Origin of the sequence: Zongyangia hominis (assembly GCF_014385095.1) — a bacterium.
Classification (GTDB): Bacteria; Bacillota; Clostridia; order Oscillospirales; family Ruminococcaceae; genus Zongyangia; species Zongyangia hominis.
Map to the genome: position 1 here is coordinate 127,265 of NZ_JACRTC010000004.1, position 16,311 is coordinate 143,575.

The window sequence follows — 16,311 nt, forward strand, 5'->3', positions numbered from 1 at the left end:
TAAGATCCTTTAGAATTTCTTTTTGCGGCTGAGAAGGACTGCCACACCGGCGCTTGCCGCCAGCAGAGCCAGAGCGATGGGCATCTGGCTGCCGTCGCCGGAACCGGGATTCTCCTTGCCGGAATTGCCGGAGCCGTTGGTGGTGGTGTCGCCGGAGGCGTCACCGTCGGGCCAATGCCAATCGGAACCGGAGCCGTTTCCACCGGGGATAAACGGCTTATCATCGGGCTTATCGGCGGCTTTGAGAGCCAGCGCCAGTTTGCCTACCTTGTCGGTCTCCGCCTGGATGACCCAGGTCTCGCCCTCCAACAGGTACTGGACATTTTCCAGCTTCGCTTGGTTATCGCCGTCGATCAGGATGGCCTCCAAATCGCCGTTCATGGCCGCTTCATAGAGCGCCTCGGGCAGGACCATCCGCAGTGTGACGAGACCTGTGGGCTGGAGCGCCGCGCCGTCCGCGTCACTGAGCGCTATGTCGGTGAGCAGCTGGATGGCGTAGCCTTTGAGTTTCACATCGGAAACCGGCAGGTTCTCGCCTTTCAGGGTAGCGCCGTCCGGCAGATTGTCGCCAATCATTTCGAGGAGGCGTCCGTCGACAACGGCGGAGAGGTATTTCTCAAACACCGCTTCGACTTTTACTTCGCTTTGGACATTCTGGACGGTAAACTTGCCGTCCACCACCGCGCCGGTGACATCCACACCGTCCACGGTGAGAGTTTTGAGGCGGTAACCCTCGTCGGCCTTCACAGTCAGGACAGCGTTTTCTCCCTGGGGGATATAGGCGTCGGCCTCGATGGAGCCGTGCGCCATGCTTTCGTCCACGGTGATGGCGAACTGGCGATGGAGCGCCGCTTTGGCGCCGTTGATGGCGGTCCAGGCCGCTTCCACTGCCTTTTCGGTATAGCCGCCGTCTTCCAGGAGCTTCTCGGCCGCGGTCACCGCGGTAGCAAGGGCGCTCCAGGTGTCGGGGGTGTAATCGTACTCACTCAGTTGTGCCGCGCTTTCCAGGATAGCGGTGAGCTTCGCCGCATCCACGGTCACTTTGGTGGCGTTAAAGGCTTCCAGTGCATCTTTGAGCGCCGCGATGACGTCCTTGCTGGGCGCCTCGGCCGCCGCCGCGTCCTTGGCCGCCGCCAGCGCTTCGTATTCCGTCTTGCCAAAGCTGCCGTCGGGCCGCTCATCCGCCGGGGTTTCCTCCTCATAGAGGTTGCCGGCGTTGTCAGTGAGCGCCTTTTGCGCGTCTTCCATCAGCGCGTCATAGGCTTCCTGGTCCTCTTTGAGGATGAGGCCGTCCAGCGCCGTCTGCAAATCAGTTTCAGCGGTGGTCACGTCGTCCTTGGAAGCGGCATCGTCGCTGATGACATCCCGCGCGGCCGCCATAGCGTCGGCGAGGGTCTTCCAGGAGTCGGCGGTGTAAGCGCTTTCCACCTTGGCGCCCGCTTCATCCATGAGCGCCGTGAGGCCGCTCTTGTCGGCGGTAAAGAGGGCGGAGATTTTGACGTCGCCCTTGGGGCTGCTAAAGAGGAAGTGACGTTCTCCCTCGGAGACATTTTCGGTGATCTCCGCCACGACCACGGTCTGGTTCTCCCCATAGGAGGCCGTGAGGCTCTGTAAGACATAGCCCTCCTCGATGCCGGACACCTTGACGGTGACGGCGGTGCCCGCCTTGACCGGTCCCGCGGGATCGGTGACAATGGAGGCCTCTGCCATGGCGTCAGGTCTTGTCTGGTTGACCGTCATGCCATAGGTGCGCTCCTCAGTGCGGATTTCGATGGTGTCGGAGAGACCGGAGGAGACGCTCTTGGCGGTGATATTCGCTTTGCCCACGCCCAGGATGGTCACCCGTCCCGCGGCGTTGACAACGGCGACGGAGGGGTCGTCGCTCTCCCAGTTGACGTTTTTGTTGGTGGCGTTCTCGGGGAGCACGGTGGCGGTCAGGTCGTAAGTCTCTCCCAGATAGAGCACGCCTGCGGGGGCGTTGTCAATTTTCACGGACTGGACCTTGGTGGGCAGGCCCGCGTAGGGAGTGATGGTGACCACGCACTCGGCTTTGACGCTCTCGTCGAGGACCGAGTAGGCGGTGATGGTGGCGGTGCCGCTGTCCCCCAGGGCGGTGACTTCTCCCTTGTCGCTGACGGTGGCCACCGAGACGTCGGAGGTCTTCCAGGCCACGCTGGCGGCGTTGGAGAGGGGCTTGGTGCTGGCGTTCAGCTGTGCGGACTGGCCTTTGAGAAGGCCAAGCTCGGCGTAGTTGAGGCTGATTTCGGTGATGGGCATCGGCTCGCTCTCGGAGAGAGCCACGCCCATGATCTCAAACTCGTACATGGAGTAGCCGTATTTGGTATTGACACGGCTGATACCCAGCATCCGCACATAGCGCCCGGTATAAATTTCGGAGAGGCTGTATCTCTTCCAGCCCGCGCCTTTGTTGGCGGTTTCGTGGACCATGTCGGTCCAGTTTTGATTGTCGTCGGAAATCTGGACTTTGTATTCCTTGCCTGCCGCACCCTCCCAGAGGATGTTGATGGCTTCCACCTGGCAGACGCCGCCCAGGTCCACAGTGAACCACTGGTTGTTGTCGCGTCCCGAAGCCCAGCGGGTACCTTCATCGCCGTCGATGGCCTTTGCCGGGGTCAGGGAAGAGTCGTTGGGGTCGCTGGCGCTGACGGTGGCCTTCTTGCCGATGGCCAGGTTGGTCACCTCCTGGGAGGAACCGTTGGAGGTCTTGGAGAGGGCCCGCAGTTCAAAGAGGGAATACTGGTTCTCGGTGACGCCCTGCACCTTCAGATAGCGGGCGGTCTGGGGGGTATCGAAGTCGAAGCGGACATAGCCGCCGCTCTTTTGCCCGGTGACCTCCTTGATGGTGGTCCAATTGGAACCGTCGTCGGATGTCTGGATATTGTAGTCGGCGCCGTTGGAATACCACTGGATGTCCACGGCGTCAAAGGTGGCGCCGGGGCCCATATCCACTTGGATCCACTCCTGGCCATCGGTATTTGACTGCCAGCGGGAGACGATCATGTCGCCGTCCACCGCCTTTTCTTTGGCATAAACGGTGTTGACGCTGCTGACGTCCACCGGTTTTTTGAGACAGAGGTTCTTGTAGACCTCAAGCGGCAGTTCCGCCGTGCTGCCGGTGTCGGCGATTTGCGCCTTGGCTACCGCCGTACCGGTGCCCACAAACTGGAGGGTGCCGTCCATGTACTTGGCCACGTTGGGGTCGCTGGTGGAATAGAGGATCTCGCTGATGCCGTTGGCCGGCGCTTTTTTGATAAGGGGTGTCGCGTCGTAGCTGATGACGCCGTCCAGGGCGCTGTCAGCGAAGCGGATGTGGCTGATGGGGCTGTTGTCTGGCTTATAGGTGAAGGAGACGTCGGACACAACCATATTCTCATCGAACAGGAAGCACAAATAGTCGGTGCCGCCGGGCAGCCCGGAAAAGTCATAGGTGACCTTCTTCACACCGCCGCCCACGTCCTCTTCGGTAACTTGCGGGGCCACCGCTTCCAACATGTCTTTTGACTCGCCCCTTTGAATGCGAAGCGCGGGTGTGCCGCTCTCATAGGTGACGATTTTGCCGCCTTGGAGATTGGTGTAGCTGTAAAGCATACTGCCGCCGGCGGTAGCCTTGACCACGTCGGTGTCCCCGCCGTAGAGGCTGGGGTCGTCATTGGTTTCAAACGTCACGCCGCTGGTTTCGTAGATTTTGCTGTCGTTTAAGAGCGGGTCCTTGACGGTCTTTTGGTCGCTGGAGTTTTTCATGGTGGCGTTAAACTTGGTAAACTGGGGCGCCCACACTTTCTCGGGATGGCTTTGGAGCTCCACTTTGAAGTAGTTGGCCCCCGCGTTGACCGCGCCGTCGGGGGAGAGGACCTCCCTGTACCACTCACCGTCGCTGGGGACGATGCCCAAGGTCTTGTAGGCCTGCTCGGTCCAGGTTTCGCCGTCGGCGGAGGTGTAGAGTTTGATGACGCCGATGGACTTCCTGTATCCGTAAACTTCCAGTTGGAAGCCCTGAAGACCGGGCAGCAGGTAGCTAAAGGACTCCTTGGTCTGCGCCGCCCGTTTGAGACGGGTGGCGTCGCCGGCATACTTGCCGGGGTCGCCGGCGTCAAAGAGCCAGCCGGAGGTATAGGAAAGCATCTTGTCGTAGTTTTCAAACTCGTCGAAGAAAGCGGTGGTGGCGGGGAGGGTGATGGAAACTTCCTCGCTTAAGGCGCTTTCCCCGTCCGCGTTCTTGGCCAGAGCCGCCAGGTAGTAAGTCTCGCCCGGGGTCAGGCCGTAGATGCTCAGAGTGGTGTCTTTGGTGCCCAGGGTACTAGTGTAGACGCCGCTCTCGGTGCCGAACTTCACGTCGTAGCTCTCAGCGTTGGGAACCGCCTTGAGGGTGACGACCAGCGCGTCGTCCACCATCTCGGTGGAGAGGATCTCGGTGGGCTGGAGGGCCACTTCGTCATAGGAGAGTTTGACATGGAAGCTCTTGCCCGCGGAGTTTTTGACGTTTACCTTGAGCTTGATGCTGGGGGAGGACTGGACAAGCTCCACGCCCTCGTCCATTTCCAGAACGCCCTTGGCCGCGCGGTTGATTTCCACGGTGATGGCGCCCTTATTTTCCTGGGTGGCGTCGGAGATGGAGACGTCCATCACATTGTCGTTTTCGCTGACCATGATGCTGGCCGCGCTGTCGGAGGAAACATAGTTTTTGACGCCGTTTACATCCAGGATGCCGCCGTCATTCTGCCAGAAGTTGACGCCCAGGGTACCCAGGGTCTTTTCATAGACCGCGTGGGCCTTTTCGTCCCGTTGCAGGATCTCGATGTCGCTGGAGGACGCATAGGAGGCGGTCTCCGCGTCGGACTTGCCCGGGAGCATCACATAGGAATAACCGGCATCGGTGGGGTTCGCGCCGTGGCTCTGCCAGGCGGTGAAATAATCGGCCGACACCACCGTGGGGTCGGTGTTATATTCGCCCAAATCGGTCCATTTGCCGGAGCGGTGCTCGCTGGTGATGTTGAGGTCGGTCCCCTCGGGGAAATAGAAGCCGATATCGGAATTCGGCACGTTGCCCTGCATATGGAAGGTGGTGGCGCCGGGGTAGGTGAGGGTCTGGCCGTCCATAGCCATGGTTTTCTGCTGGCCGTCCACCGCGTAGGTGCGGTTGCCTTCTTCCAGCATATAGTTTTCAAAGGTGGTTTCCATCACGTCGTTGCCGCTGATCCCCGAGCCCAAGGCCACGACTTCGTCGTCGAACATAAACCACGATTTTTTCATGGCGATCTTATATTTGCCCATGGCGAGGTCCATGCCGGTGACGCCGTAGGTGCCGTCGGTGGCGCCGCCTACAAAGCTCTTCTCGTTGAGCTGGCCGGAGTTGATGGCCTTGCGGTAGGAGGTGGTGCCGGGGAGGCGGAGCCAGTCAATGGTGGCCTTCTGCACCCCTTCGTAGCGCTCTAAGTCATTGTTGTATAGATAGGTCATGCCAAAGCCGGTGTACCAGCCCTTGGCGTTGGAGTCGCCGATTTCACAGTTGGCGATGCGCCGGGAGGTCATGGAGATGGCATAGGTCCAGTCGTCGGCCCAGTGAATGGTCCGAGCGCCGGCGCTCATCTGGTAGTTGTTGCCGGCAAGAGAGATGGGCGCGATACTCGCGTCGTCCAGGATTTCGTTTACCTTGACCACGGTATCCAGCGGGAACTTAAACCAGGGGGTGTCCGCGCTGTTGTTGAGCTCATCGATCATGAAGTCGTTAGAATACCACTGCTTGATGACGCCCTTAAACTGGCCCGCCACATCCGCCGGGGCGGACTGCGCCAGCATGAGCATGGCGTTGGTGATGACGAGGCCGCCGCGGGGCTGGGTGGTGTCGTAGCGGGTGATCTCACGGCCGCGGAAGACGTCCATGGCAAGGCCGTTATAGACAAAGGGCTCATAGGTGTCATACACCCACTGATAGATGATGTTGGCGCTGTCATCGCTCAGGGCCCAGGGGGAGTCGGAGAGCATGTAGAGGATATAGGCGGAATCGGTCAGGCACATGAGGCCGTAGCCGCCGTTATAGGTGATCTTGTCGTGCTGGACAAAGGTGCCGTCGGTGTAATAACCGTCGCCTTTGGTGGTATAGGTGAGCATACCGGGCATCTTGCTCTGGACAAAGTCCAGCCATTTGGAGTCCTCGAGGAGGATGCCGGTGTACATCCGCACCCGCTCGGTCCAAGTGGCGTTGGCGCCGGTCATGGTGGTGGTGCCCAGGAAGCTGATCATAGCGTTGGCGTAGTCCTGGATCTCTTGGGCGGTAAACTCATCGTAGAGCAGCAGCAGCGTCTCGCCCAGATAGATGGGGGCGCCGATCTGCCAAGAAAACCAGTTGCCGTACCGGTCCATGCCGGGGTGGAAATGGTTGTCATAGACAAACTTCACCGCATTCTTGATGTCCGAGAGCATCTCTTGGTTGTGGTAGAGATCGCACCCCTTGGTCTCATAGGCCAAGGCCATGGCGCGGATATACTGGAAGGTGAAATGGATAGAGTTTGCGTTCATGTAGACCGTGGAGGAAGGACGGCGGCGTCCCAGGGGATATTCCTCAAAGATGTAGTCCTGGGAGGAGTCCAAATTCTCCATCAATTGGTCGTTTGCATCCCGGTAGCTGCCGTTGACGGCGTTGGAAACGGGATTTTTGTTCATCTTGTCCCAGTAATGCTGGGCGGTGGAATTGATGGAATGGAGCATGGGCTGGACCCTCGCGTCATCGGGGTCGTAGCTTCCGCCCACAGCCATGTCATAAAATTTCTGACGCATGGCGGCGAAGTCGTCAGGGGTCCCCTCTGCCGCGTAGACCGTCAGGCCGCTGAGCAGGGTGGTGACGAGCATCGCCAGGCATAAGAGAAATGCCAGGCTTCGTTTCATTCGTCCTGTTGTTTTCATAATGTCCTCCTGTTTACTCACTGCTTGCTTCTCTCACGTCCCCCGAAAGTGCCAATTCCCAAAGGATTGCCCATCTTTCGGTGGTTTTCCCTACATTTTTTTCAATGGGCAGAAATTTTTCCCCCATTTTTTCCAGTAACGTAATCATAACACCCCGGGAATTGGCATGTCAATCAATTAATCAGAATTATTTACGATTTCTATTTTCCCTACAAAAAGGGGGGCGTCCTCTTATCCATTCTGCCTAGCGAATGCGCACAAACGGCCTTGCCATGCCGCTTTTTCAACTCCGGACGGGGCCCATATAAAAGAAAAGCAAACGGCCCGCCGGTGTTGACGGCGGGCCGTTTGCTTGTATTGAATGAGTCGGTGAGAAAAACTTTCTTGTACGCATGATAAAGGGAAGGCCGGAAGTGATCTTCCACCCAGGGCGGGGCTTGCAAGCCCACCATAACCTTCTTTCCTGCCCTGCGAAAACCGGCGCTTGCCCGAGGTTTGCCCCCGCAGTGGGGAGCGTTGTCTTAGCGCATTGTTTTGTTAGTGCAATAAAAAGAAATCGTTCTCATCATAGCATTGTTGCCAAAATTATGCAATCGTTTCGACTCTTGTTTTTTATTATCATAGGCATGCCCAGAAAAACGGCTGTTCTTTTGTGCGTTTGTTGCACAACCGGTCACAAAACAGGGGAAAAAGGGCCTACAATTTCAATTGGATCATACAACTTTTCCTATCTCCCGGCAACAGAAAAGGCCCCCGGCCAAAGCCGGGAGCCTTTTCGTTCTTTCTCTTCTTCTCTTTATCTCTTGCCTCCTGCTTTTACCACGGGCGGGGGCGCACAGCGGGAGCGCCGCCGTGCATTCCGCCGCGGTAAAACGGGAGCAATGGATGCATTATTTCTTTTTCCGGGTCAGGACAACCGCGCCTGCGCTCGCTGCCAGAACAGCCAGAGCGATGGGCAGCATGGCGTTGTCGCCGGAATTCGGGTTCTTCTTGCCGGAGTTGTCGGAATCGGAACCGTTGCCTTCCGGCCACTTCCAGTCGGAGCCGGAGCCGTTACCGCCAGGAATGACAGGTTTGACGGTGCCGCCGTTTTCCTTGGTGATGGTCACGTTGATCTTGATGGTCTCCGCGAAGGGCTCGCCATCCACAGTCAGCTTACCGGTGGCAACATAGACGCCCGCCTCGTTAAAGTTGACGTTGGTGGTATCCCAATCCGCCAGGACCAGGTTGACCTTGCTGCCATCGGAGTAGTTGGCAACCACGTTTTTGTTCAGTTTCGCAAAGACTTCCTCAGCAGTGGAGCCAGCCTTGGCGGTGACATTCAGTTCCGCCGGGGTCAGGGATTCAAACACTGCCTCTGCTTTGACGACCACTTTGATGACAGCCGGAATCTCGGTGCCCTCAACAGTGCCGGTGATCTCGTAGGTGCCAGCCTTGGTCAGGTCCACCTTGGAGGTATCCCAGTTGGTGACATTGGCTAACACTTTCGCGCCGGAAGTCATCTCAACAGTGACCTCTGCCGGGAGTTTTGCGATGATATCGTCCATGGTGGTCTCGCTTCCCAGCTGGACTTCGATGTCGGCGATGGGATCGACAGCGACAATCTCCTCGCCCTCTAGGGTCAGGTACACGTTGTTGAAGAGGGTGTCGGAATGATAGGTCAAAAGACCCATGTAGCCGCCGTTATACTGGGTATCGTCGAATCTGGCGACTTCCACGCCGTCCAGGTAAGCGACAAACTCAGCGCCGTCATAGACGACCTTCATCTTGAAGGTGCGGTTTTTCTTCTGATCGTCGGTCAGGTTGTAGGTCTTCTTGATGACCTCCGCGCCGTTCACGTTCTTAAAGAACTTACCGGAGTTGTTTTCAACATTGAAGCAGTACCAAGTTGCACCCGGATTGTTCCAATCCTGGATACCGAAGACCAGGGAGGACGCCTGTCCGGAAATGGTTTTGACATCAGCTTCCAGGGAGAAGGGGGTATTGGGCAGAATGTTCTCGGACAGGTAGAAGCAGTCGCCAGTGCCGGCATTCTTGCCTTCCATACCCTCTCCCGTCTTGACCCAGGTGCCGCCCTTGACTACCCAGCCAGAAACGTTGGTGTTAAAGACACGTTTTTGCACCTTGACGGTGATCTCTTTTTCCAGACCGCCCGTCGTGCTGGTGGCTTTGACAGTGTACTCGCCCTCAGCATCCGCTTTGAGCACCAGGTAAGTATCGGTCTTCTCCACAACGGTCAGGCCCTCGGGGATCTCCCAGGAGACGGTCTTGTCGGTGGCGGAGACGGGCAGTACGCTGGCGCGCACGGTGAACTCTGCACCCGGGTCCACGATGTCAGGCGCGGACAGGGACAGGAAGACAGGATCGGTGCCGCCCGCGGATGAACCGGTGAACATGGATTTCATCTGCCAGATGTTCATCTCGTCGATGGTGACATCGCCGCCGTCGGCAAAGAACTCCATACCGATGCTGTCCGGATCCGGGAAGCACAGGTCGGCAATGTCGGCGTCGCCATAGTTGCCGAAGATCTCAAAGACAGAGTTGTCCACCAGAATTCTCAGCTGGATCTTGCCGTCCTCCATGGGATGGAGGGTCCAATCAAAGTACTCGGTGTAAACAGGACCGGATTTGCTCTTGTCGAAAATCAGTTTCTCGGTCTCCGTGTTGTATTTGACGATGGTCTCCTGACCGTTGCCGGTGCGGAGCTTGAAGCCGAACTCCTTGGCAGTGCCCGGAGTGAAGACAGCCTCGATGTCGTAATACTGGCCGGCCGCGCCCGCCAGGATATTCGGGGTGTTCTCATCCACCTTGTTGTTCTTGGTAGTGAAGATCACCTCGTCGCGGTAAGTATCAATTTCCTTTGCCGGATAGGCAGTCATATGGTAGGTGCCGTCGATCATTTTAAGCCCGGTGGTGCGGGGGATGGACTGCACGCCGTTCCAGCGTTTATCCGGGAAGGTGCCGGGTGCGGAATAATCCTGGAGCCAGTGAACCATCAGTTTGCGGTCCAGACCGGCGCCGTCGTTATAGAAGAACTGTCCAGCATACATCTTGGAAGCGCCGCCGTTAGCGGAGCCGATAGAATTGGTTACGTTGACAAAGCGCCAACCGTCGGCCTGTTTGACCAGGTCGCCGACTGCGTACCAGTCACTGGAAGCTACATAGAGCCATTTGGTATCGTTGGTGCCTTCCACCTTCACGGGGAAGAGGGCGGGACACTCGGAGTGCAGCTCATTGCCATTGCCGCCGTCATGGAAGAAGGCCTGCTCGAACTCCCAGTTTTTCAGATCGTGGGAGGAGAACAGCTGTCCCCGTCCACCGGCAACGACCATCAGCCAGAGGCCGCCTGCGGGCTCGTCAGCGTCTTCCTGCCACCAAACCTTCGGGTCGCGGAAGTCGCCGCCGTAGTTTCTGTCGCTCTCGTCAAGCACCGGATTGCCTGCATACTTGGTCCAAGTCACGCCGTGGTCTTTGGAATAGGCGATGGACTGAACCTGACCGCGGCCACCCGCGTGAGTGAAGATGGCGACCAGTTTGGACTCTCCATCTTTGTTGTCGGTAAAGAAACCGGAGGTGTTATTTTCATCCACCACCGCGGAACCGGAGAAGATGGCGCCCAGCTCATCCATGGGGATGGCCACCGGCATCTCTTCCCAAGTCACGAGGTCCTTGGACTGGGCATGGCCCCAAGTCTGGCTGCCCATATGACCTACCTGCGGGCTGTACTGGAAGTACATGTGCCAAGTATCGTTGCTCGGGTCAAAGACCAAGCCGTTGGGGTCGTTCATAAAGTTGATTTCCGGGGAGAAGTGGAACTGAGGACGATAGGGCTCCGCCGCCATGAACTCGGCGCTTGCCTTTTTGGTCACCTTGATGACGGTGCCCATGGTCAAATTGCCCTTGGTTGCTTTGATATTGATGGTGGTCTCACCCACCGGCAGGGTGATTTCTTTGCCTTCACCGCTGTTGATAGCAGTGTCTTCAAGCACTACGCCGCTGGCGCCGCTAGCGCCAATGGTCAGGGTGGTGCCGTCGGCCGCAGTAGGAATTACTTTCACGCTGTCCGCAGTGCCCGCGAAGACAGAGTAATTGAGGACATCCGGGTCAAAGTCGGGGGAGAGGCCCAATGTGCCGCCCTCGACCTCCAGGCCGGTCAGAGCCGGGACTTCGCCGGCGTTGAGTTCAGTATAATTAACATCCTGATAGGTCACGGCGCCGCCAAAGGTCATCAGACCCAGGTAACCGGCATCCGGGAACTTGTCGTTGGTGACCGCGCAGGCCAGAACGTCGTCCACATAGTAGTTGATTTTGTTGTCCACGACAACCAGTTTCAATTTGTAGGTCTTTTGGGCTTTATCGATGCGATGTTCATTGCTGATATCGCCGCCGCCCTGGCCAAAGGTGAACATCCGGGCGGTGCCTCTCTCCACATGGAGGTTGGCGATATAGGTGCCCGGGTCTTTGGGGTTGTCGATGCTTCCCGCACGGAAGACCAGGCCGGCCGCCGCGTTGCCTTCGATGGTGGCGGTGGCTTCCAGGGAGAAGTTCTTCACCTTGACATCGCTCATGGCGAAGATGTCGTTGCCGTTGGAATACAGGCCGTCGTCGGTCCGGTTCCAGGTGCCGTTGACAAATTTCAGATTAGGCAGGTTGGTACGGAAGCCGTCGGTGACCTCAGTGCCGTTGTTGACGACTTTGATGTCAGAGAAGATGGCGTTGGTCTCATAGGTGACTAAGCCCAGATAACCGCCGGCATAGGCTTTCTGGAATTTTCCCATGGCTGCGCTAATATCGCCCAAGTCAGCTTTTTTACCGCCGACATAGAGCTCGATATTTTTGTCGGCATTGACAACCACCTTGAAATTGACAGGCTGGGTGGTGTCCAAGCCGGTGGCAATCTCCGTGCTGTCGAGGAACACGCCGATGGCGCCAGGGCCGTCCTGGAACATCTTGGCTTTGAGCGTCGCGTTGGCCGCGTCGCCATCTCTCTCCAACTCCACAGCAAAGAACTTTTTGGTGGCGCCTTGCTGATTGCCCAGCTCGGAAGGCACATTGCTCTCCGCACCGAACATGAGGGTGGCTTTGTTGCCCTCTTTATAGAGGATGTTCGTCTCATACTCAAAGTAGGCCGTCTTGGTGTCGGAAACAGCGAGGTTGTTCCCGCCCAATTTTGCCAGCTCACTGGTGACCAGAGGGGTCAGCTTGGCGCCAGATACGGTCTGCAGCGCAACTTCACTACCCGTGGTATCGTCCGTCACTTTGATGTTGGAGAAGACCGCTGTGCTTATCCAGGTCAGCATACCGAGGTAACCGCCCTCGTAGTTGCCTGCGAAATCTTTCTTCAGTTCAAAAGAGACGGGTTTGCCGCCGATCTCGATGGACAGCTTGTTGTCAGCGTCCACCGCGATTTTGACATGGATGTTTTTGCTGAAGTCAACATCGGAAGCGCCCACAGTCCCGTCCTGGATGATATTGTCACCCAGACCGCCTGCGCCGTCCTCAAACATTTTCAGCTTAATTTGCTTGTTGGCCTCGTCTTTGGTGAATTCCAGGCCAAAGAAAGTTTTCTCTGCGCTCTGACCCAGCTGCGTATAATCGCTGGTACCGGAGCCGAAGATCAGAGTAGCCTTGTTACCTTCGACATATTTAATGTCAGCTTCATAAGTAAAAGCAGTAAGGCTGGTGGAAGACAGGGCGTGGCTGTTGCCGCCGGTGTTTCCTACCTCATAGCCGGTGACCTCGGTGGTCACATGGTCGCCGTGGAGATTGTCAAGTCCCCCGGCCGCCGCGCTGGCTGTCAGCAGTCCGCCCGGGATGACGCTGGAAAACGCCACCATCAGGGCGAAGAGCAGCGAGAAGCCGCGCTTTGCGCTTCTGCGTACTTTCGTACCGTTTTTCATTCTTGTGTTTCCTCCTCAACTTCATTGCCCAGGGGTGCCGCCCCAGGAAAAGTAAATAGCTTGGTCCTTTTCGACGTCCCCCTTTGGCCCTTTTGATGTCAAACCAGGTCTGTCGAATAGTGGCAAGCGACTTACTGATATCATAACATTTTCGTAACAAGTACGCAACATCCTACAATTAAAATCGTTTTCTTCGTCTGAAATCCACATATTTGTGTTCAGTTGTTTGTACATCAATGCAATGTCATTACAATTCATAGGGCAAAATGCCAAACTTATCCCCCTCATTTTTGCCCTATTTGCATAAACGGGGGGAAGGCACTCCTATCGTCCTAATTGTAAATGAACATGACAATTTATCATACGCTAAAGTTGTTTGTGGTTTTTCTCCAAATTCTCTGCCGTTTTTTCTACCCCGCACTTTTTCCCGGGCAATAATCGCGCAAAAAAGGCCCTTTGTTGATCGAATAAATAGGGCTGCGCCTCATAAAATATGCCCTTTTTTTCGCCACAAGTCATAAATTCTTACCCTTTTTCCCTCTCATCGGCCAAAATCTTTAACTCCCGCGTGTCCGCTGGTGGCCTGGCGCCTGGCGGACAAAAGCCCGGACCCGATCAGGGTACAGTTCCTAGGCGGCGTTTTTGGGCGGGCTGGGAGCACTCCAGCCCTTGTAACCCGTCCTGCCCAAAAGGGCGGCCCTTTTCCCATCTTCCCCTGATTGATCCGATGTTTTTCATCCGTTTTGCATCTTTTTTCCCCCTCGGTCGCCCTCTTTGGAGACCGGACGACATAATTTTCATATTTTGCTTGAAATATTTTACATTTCTGGCTATAATCACCTTAGGAGGTGGAGAGATGAAACTAAAATTCAATCGGAAAGTGGATGAGCTGGGCCGCATTGTACTCCCCATGGACGTCCGGAGACATTTGGGGTTTGGGAAGGACCAGGTGCTGGAAATCACGGTACAAGACGACGTTATCCTGTTGCGCAAGGCCCCGGAGTCGGTCTGCACCCTGTGCGGCAAAAGCGAGGGCGTTTTCCTTCGGGGGCGCTACCGTCTGTGCGAGGACTGTTTCCAGGAAATCACCCAGGCGGCTAAAGTCTAGGCCTTTCCGCATTGGTGAATCTCCCCCCGGCAGGACGGGCGCCCACCATCACTTCCATTCTACGGGCGCTTTACCGGGGTCCTCTCTTACCATGAACGATGTAAAAAACCCCCGGCCGCTCAAGCGGCCGGGGGTTTTCATTTATAAACAAAGGCTATCCCACCATGATTTTGGCTTCGGGAATGATCTCTTTTTTGTTCCTGGCCGCCGCTCTGGCAGCTACCGACAGGGCAAAGGACACCGGGCCCACCCGGCCTAAGAACATGGTGAAGGTGAGCACCAGCTTGCCAATGACAGTGGCCACTCCGGTAACGCCGGTGGAGAGGCCAACGGTGGCGAAAGCGGATACCGACTCGAAGATGGCGTCGATGCCCGCCACCGGAGCGGTGCCCGCGTCGCTGTAAAGGATGATGCTGGAGATACACACCGCCAGAACCGCCAGAACCACCACGGAAACGGCCTTATAGACCGAGCGCTGGGCGATCTTGCGGTGGAACATAACCGCGTCCTCCCGCCCGCGGACGACGCTGACCACCAGCATGAGGATGACGGCGGCGGTGGTCACCTTGATGCCGCCGCCGGTGGAGCCGGGGGCGGCGCCGATAAACATGAGCACAATGGCGATGGCCTTGGTCAGCCCGTGCATGCCGCCCATATCCACCGAATTAAAACCGGCGGTGCGGGTGGTCACCGACTGGAAAATGGAAGCGTTCAGCTTCTCCCCAACGCTCAAATGCCCCATGGTCTGGGGGTTATTCCATTCTAAGAGCAGGAAGAACAGGGCCCCGACCAAAATCAGAATGCCGGTAATGACCAGTACCATCTTGGTGTGAAGCATCAGCTTTTTGGTCTTGCGGTAGTTATACAGGTCGTGGATGACCACGAATCCCAGGCCGCCGATGATGATGAGGGCCGCGATGGTGTAGAGGACCACCGGCTCCCCGTTATAGTTCATCAGGCTGACAAAGGGGGACTCCCGGCCCAAAAGGTCGAATCCCGCGTTGCAAAAGGCGGAAATAGCGAGGAAGATGGAGAGGAAGATGCCGTCCCCGCCGAATTTGGGCACAAATTGGGTGGCCAGGATCAGGGCGCCCACCGCCTCCACCGAAAAGGAGACCGCCATGACCATTTTGGTCAGGCGGGTGACGTCGATGATACTGCCCACATTGATGGACTCCTGGGCCAGTTGTAGGCCCCTGAGCCCCAATTTCCGTCCCAGGGCGATGTTAAAAAAGGTGGTGATGGTGACCAGTCCCAGGCCGCCGATCTGGATGAGGGTCAAGATGACCAGCTGGCCGAAGGTGGACCAATAGGTATAGGTATCGTAGACAATCAGCCCCGTCACACAGGTGGCCGAAGTGGCGGTGAACAGCGCGTCATGCAGCGGGGTGGCCACCATGGCCCGGGTGGCAAAGGGCATCATCAGCAGGATGGTGCCGATGGTGATCACCAGAAAGAAACTGCCGCAGATCACGCGGGTAGGGCTGGAAAAGAAACTCGCACGCTTTTTCGCGGCGGTAGTGTTCACGATGGGGAGCACTTCCTTCCTTGAGATGGATGGGCGTTTAGGCCTCTTTCTCCGAGGGGGCCGTCTCGGTATCAGCGCCATGCCCCTCATAAAGGAACCGAGTGGCTTTGCTGATCAGGTTTTTATCGTTTTTGAAGGTGACCAGGCTGGGGGCTTCTTCGATATCCACCCAACGGATTTCGCTGACTTCCTCCTCCTGTTTGTGGACCTCGTCGTCCTCGGCATAGCCTAAGAAATAGACCACCTGTTTTTTCACATTGGGCTTGGGGGAATAGGAGACGCATTCCCGAAACCCATTTTGTAAATCCACGGTCAGGCCGGTCTCTTCCTTAATTTCGCGCAAGGCTGTCTGGACCTCGTTTTCCCCCCGCTCCACATGGCCCTTGGGAAAGGACCAATGGCCGCCGTAGCGGTGTTTGAGCAGGAGCAGCTGTGTCTTGTTATCGTCAAGGAGCCGGTAAACCAGCGCTCCGCATGATTTCTCTCGTTTCACACGCTTTCCTTCCTTTCTATGACTTTTCAAAGCGCGGCGGCCGTTACTGCGCCGCAATCAGGGGAGGGGGGCCCATGTGTTTTCATTAAAGCGCCGCCCATTTTCCCCCTGTCTTTACACAGTAATTAATATAACACTTTTTACAGGGAAAGCAAAGCGCATTTTCTCTTTTTGCCCTGATTTGTCCCGCTCTTTTCTTCTTTTATTATATCCCGGGATTTCCGCCCCACTCCAAAGGGCGCTCAAACCCTTCGCCCCGCCCACCGCGCTCGGGCAATGATTGACACGAGGGCGGTTTTGTTGTAGTATGAATGGGTAACAAAATCCTCTCTCCGCCTGCGAAAATCGGCGGAGCAAAGCC

The 16,311-nt window shown here is 56.8% G+C and carries 5 protein-coding genes; 1 reads left to right on the forward strand and 4 read right to left on the reverse strand.

All coding sequences use genetic code 11. The features are described from left to right. Nucleotides 1-9 precede the first annotated feature (9 nt). Together H8709_RS07225 and H8709_RS07230 are read right to left on the reverse strand one after the other, a co-directional pair. Nucleotides 10-6,921: a polysaccharide lyase family 8 super-sandwich domain-containing protein gene (locus H8709_RS07225; protein ID WP_262397711.1), complete on the reverse strand. Its 6,912-nt coding sequence runs from the start codon at nt 6,919-6,921 to the stop codon at nt 10-12. 890 nt (nt 6,922-7,811) lie between these two features. Next, nucleotides 7,812-12,821 carry a GH32 C-terminal domain-containing protein gene (locus tag H8709_RS07230; protein ID WP_262397712.1) on the reverse strand — a complete coding sequence of 1,670 codons (5,010 nt, stop codon included), beginning with the start codon at nt 12,819-12,821 and terminating at the stop codon, nt 7,812-7,814. A gap of 856 nt (nt 12,822-13,677) precedes the next feature. On the opposite strand from H8709_RS07230, the gene H8709_RS07235 reads away from it, so the two are divergent. After that, nucleotides 13,678-13,929 (forward strand): AbrB/MazE/SpoVT family DNA-binding domain-containing protein, encoded by a 252-nt coding sequence (locus tag H8709_RS07235; RefSeq protein WP_262397713.1) that lies wholly within the window; start codon nt 13,678-13,680, stop codon nt 13,927-13,929. A 154-nt stretch (nt 13,930-14,083) separates the two neighbouring features. Here the strand turns inward: H8709_RS07235 and H8709_RS07240 are convergent, their stop codons facing one another. Further along, nucleotides 14,084-15,403: a TrkH family potassium uptake protein gene (locus H8709_RS07240; RefSeq protein WP_262397714.1), complete on the reverse strand. Its 1,320-nt coding sequence runs from the start codon at nt 15,401-15,403 to the stop codon at nt 14,084-14,086. A gap of 91 nt (nt 15,404-15,494) precedes the next feature. Continuing rightward, nucleotides 15,495-15,950, reverse strand: a complete 456-nt coding sequence (locus H8709_RS07245; protein WP_262397715.1) for a bis(5'-nucleosyl)-tetraphosphatase — start codon at nt 15,948-15,950, stop codon at nt 15,495-15,497. Nucleotides 15,951-16,311: the final 361 nt, after the last annotated feature.

Bases quoted from the DNA above. Each gene is read 5' to 3' on its own strand.
- H8709_RS07225 (WP_262397711.1), bottom strand. From the start codon at position 6,921: ATGAAAACAACAGGACGAATGAAACGAAGCCTGGCATTTCTCTTATGC.
- H8709_RS07230 (WP_262397712.1), bottom strand. From the start codon at position 12,821: ATGAAAAACGGTACGAAAGTACGCAGAAGCGCAAAGCGCGGCTTCTCG.
- H8709_RS07235 (WP_262397713.1), top strand. From the start codon at position 13,678: ATGAAACTAAAATTCAATCGGAAAGTGGATGAGCTGGGCCGCATTGTA.